We start from the raw sequence: 3,678 nt of genomic DNA on the forward strand, positions 1-3,678 counted from the left end.
CTACACCAAGCATAGTGTTTATTTTACATAGTGTCAAGAGGCAAAAATTTCCTTATCATTGACGCAGAAGCAGGGCGATCGGGAATTCTGTGTTGAGGGGGTGAATAACAAACAGTTTTAACAACTGACCGCTTCAACGATTAATTCACGACCATAGGATTTGAATTCAGCATCCAAAAAATAAAGATTATTGCGGATAGCTTGGCGAAGTTGACAAGCAGGTTTTAAACAATCTCGTTCGTAATCCTCTAAAGTGAGAATTAGGTGAGGATACAGCAGTTTGAGAAAGCCAGAAGCAGATTTGAGAATTGCATTTTGATCGCGGACAGTAACGCGATCGAATTGAGTGTGTTTTTGGGCATAGGTTAAAAATCGATTATCTTGTCGTAAAGAAAGTAAAACCTCACCAAAAAAATCCATTTTTAAACCAATTTGTGAAGCGATCATATCTCGCTGAAATTTAGGAATTTCCCACCCCGGAATGATGCCAGCAAAACGATCTAGAAAAGCTGTTTCCCCGAAAAACTCTGGTAAATCTCCAATAAGATAATCTGGATTACGAGGTTGTAAAGATTCAGTGAGTTCGATATTGGCTAACATAACTAAAGAACAATCACTAGAAATCTCTGCAAATCCAGCACGATTATAACGTCCACTAGCTAGATAGTTTTTCAGGACACCAATGACTTCGTTAGTATTATCAAAGGTGAGGCTTTGGACTTCATCTAAAACGACGACATCATGGCGACCTAATAAACCAACTTCTTTCGTTTTTCCATTAATAAATAATCTTGCTGGTGTTACTTTTCCCCCACTAATTAAAGAAACTTTACTACTGATATTTTCAAATACAAAACTTTTTCCTGTTCCTTTAGGGGCAAGTTCTATAATATGAAAATTCGGTTCGACTAGGGGCAGTAAACGAGCCAATAACCACGTTTTGGCAGTTGATTGATAAGAGAAACAATCAGGATTATATCCCATAGAACAAATGAGGAGATCCCGCCATTCTAGGGTTGTAAAATGTTCTCGATATTGAGCATAAGTTATTAAATCTACTTCAGAACATTGAAAAGGATCGAAATCGAGAACTTCAATTGTTCCATTGGGACGCATTCCAAGGGTAATTTTACCCCAAACTCCTTGACGGAGTAGCATGGGATTTTGTTCAATAAGATCGACTCCGATCGCGCATTCTTCAAGGTCAAGGATGGGAATTTGGGCTAGGGGTTCGGGAATAGTTTTTGCTTGGCGATCGAGTTTAACTCTCACTTGCATCAAAGCAATGAGTTTTTGAGTTCTACTTTGGGTTAAATTAAACTGAATGGTGTTGCGATCGTCTTTACGAGGAAAGGCTTTCTGGACAAAAGAATTAACTTTATTTTGTTCTTCTAAAGTTAACGATCCAGTCCCAGGGACAACTTTATCGAGTAACCATTCAGCGACAAAACTAGGGATACCGAGATTGGATAAACCACTGGTGGGTAATCGGGTTTTATCAATACTGAGAATGCCAAAAATATTCTTAATTTTTTCGTTATTATAGGAATTCATCGATATCTAAACTACTGCTATAAATTTGTTCGATTTTAAGATGAGATTGGGGATCGATCGCCATTTCTATTGGTTCGCTGTAAGGATAACAAAAACTGAGATATCCTGTTAGGGGAAATTGGCGATCGCGATGGTGGGGTGATAGTTCTGGATAGTGTTGAATGGGCAATTTTAGCGTAATTTTTTGTTGAGGATTAATGGTTTGATTCAGATCGTAACCTTGCTGATAATCGGGTAATTCTGGAATATACAAGCAAAGAGGGGTTAAAGGAACAGAATTGGGATTATTAAGAGTAACAGTTAATTCTCCGGATTCTCTCGGCTTTCCTTGACCAAAACAGGAAACTTGGGGAGAAATTCGCCGAACTTGTTGTTGTAAGACTGAAAAACCGATGACAACTTCTTCGGGGAATAATCCCCCATGAGACCCAATAATTTCTTGTTGACTGGTATAGGTAAAAGCATTTAAACTCGCTGACGATCGCACAATACTTAGATCCTGGGGAAGTTGGTAGCGATCGCTATCTAAAACAACAAAGCGAGGATCGTCAGTTTTACCAATGGCCATTCTTCCTTTTGGGGTTAAATTAGGAGGAATAGGAGTCAAATGAGGGGATTTTCCCATAAGTTGGCCGTGGTCACTAGCAATAACAATTTGCAAGCGATCGGGTTCGGGATATTGTTGTAAACAGTAATGAATGGTTTTGGCAATTTTTTCTAAACAATCCGGTCTTTCTAAATCATTGAGGCTTTGCCAATCTCTTTGATTGTGATAGAGTTTGTCTAATTGGGTTGTATCCCAACAATAAACAGAATGTTTTTGCTTTTGTAAATCTTTGTAGAGTTGATCGCGTTGGTTGTCGGTGTACCGTTGACCGAAATTGAGTTGTTGAAAAGCGCGATCGATATTTTCATTCCATTTGTGGCGATCGGGGAGAGTTTGTTGATATAAACTCCATTTTGCATACTCGGTTTTTGTGGGGAGAATGCTAAAGCGAGGTTGTGGAGAAGTGGTTACAGAAAGTTGGCGATCGCGAGTGAGAAAATCGAGCAATTCGAGATGATCCAACCATCCCAAACCATCTACAACAACCCAAAGAACAGGATGTTTTTCTTGGTAAAGTTGACGAACAAAATCCGTGACTTGATAGTTCAAGTAAGAATCGGAAACAGGAGCGATCATCAATTGGGGATAATGTTCTACAATCCAAGTAATAAAACTATCTGCAAGGCGATCGCTAATTTTGCTGTGTTGCGTTTGAATTTCCCAACGACGAAACGGAAGATATTCTTGTGTTACCCAGTTGAGAACATCTTGGGGAGATAATTCTAGGGGAAGGATCTGAGGTTGCATTGGAGAATCCAAGTCCTGTAATTCGGTCTTTTTAGAATAGGAGAGATAGCCTGTTAATTTTTTCTCTCTGACCCTATTTAACCAGTGCGATCGCTGTTTGAGAACTCGATGGGCAATGTTAGCAATGCGTTCCATTCCCACTTGTTGGGTAGGATTTAGTGTTTCCAGAATTTGTCCTTCACTGGCATTAATTTTTTCTTCCCAGTAGCGATCGAATTCATCTATGATAATGTCTGGGATATCCCGAGGATATTGTTCGAGTTCGGGGATATGGGGAGGGAGAATTCCCAACCATTGACGCAATAAATTGAGTTTATCTGAGGTTTGATAATAGGGAGTAAGGGGAGATGGAGGACGTTTTTCTTGCCAAATTCGTTCGAGAATTTGCTTTGATTGAGGAACTTGCAAAGATAACCAATCTGCGAGATTTTCTCGGGAGGGTTTGTCCAACCAAATTTGTGGATTACTATTGCTTAATTCTGCTAGAAAATAGGGAATAGGAGGGTCGGGATAGCGATCGAGATCGATGGCTAATTGAAAAAATTCTTTTTCTGTCCAGTCTGAGGGTAAAGGGAGAGGGGAAAATAATTGTTTGAGGCGATCGCTAGGGGATTGTTGAATTCGGGAGATTGTATCCAAGAGGTCACGTCCTTGTAACCATGCTTCTGTCCAGTCACATAAGCGTTTCCCTTTAATCCAATAGTGTCCAGGTTGTCCGGTAAATTTCTGCAACCATTCTCGTTCTGTGGCGATCGCGATATAGTTAGACT

At 39.8% G+C, this 3,678-nt stretch carries 2 protein-coding genes; both read right to left on the reverse strand.

Annotated features, from left to right (window positions below; translation table 11 throughout):
• Positions 1 to 117: 117 nt before the first annotated feature.
• A complete protein-coding gene (gene brxL, locus VB714_RS07020) occupies positions 118 to 1,554 on the reverse strand; it encodes a BREX system Lon protease-like protein BrxL (RefSeq protein ID WP_323222508.1) in 1,437 nt (478 codons plus the stop codon).
• Positions 1,541 to 3,678: hypothetical protein (locus VB714_RS07025; protein WP_323222510.1), on the reverse strand; the 2,138-nt coding region annotated here is incomplete at its 5' end. The genes brxL and VB714_RS07025, both read right to left, overlap by 14 nt.

This window comes from Spirulina sp. 06S082 (genome assembly GCF_034932145.1).
Classification (GTDB): domain Bacteria; phylum Cyanobacteriota; class Cyanobacteriia; order Cyanobacteriales; family Spirulinaceae; genus CCY15215.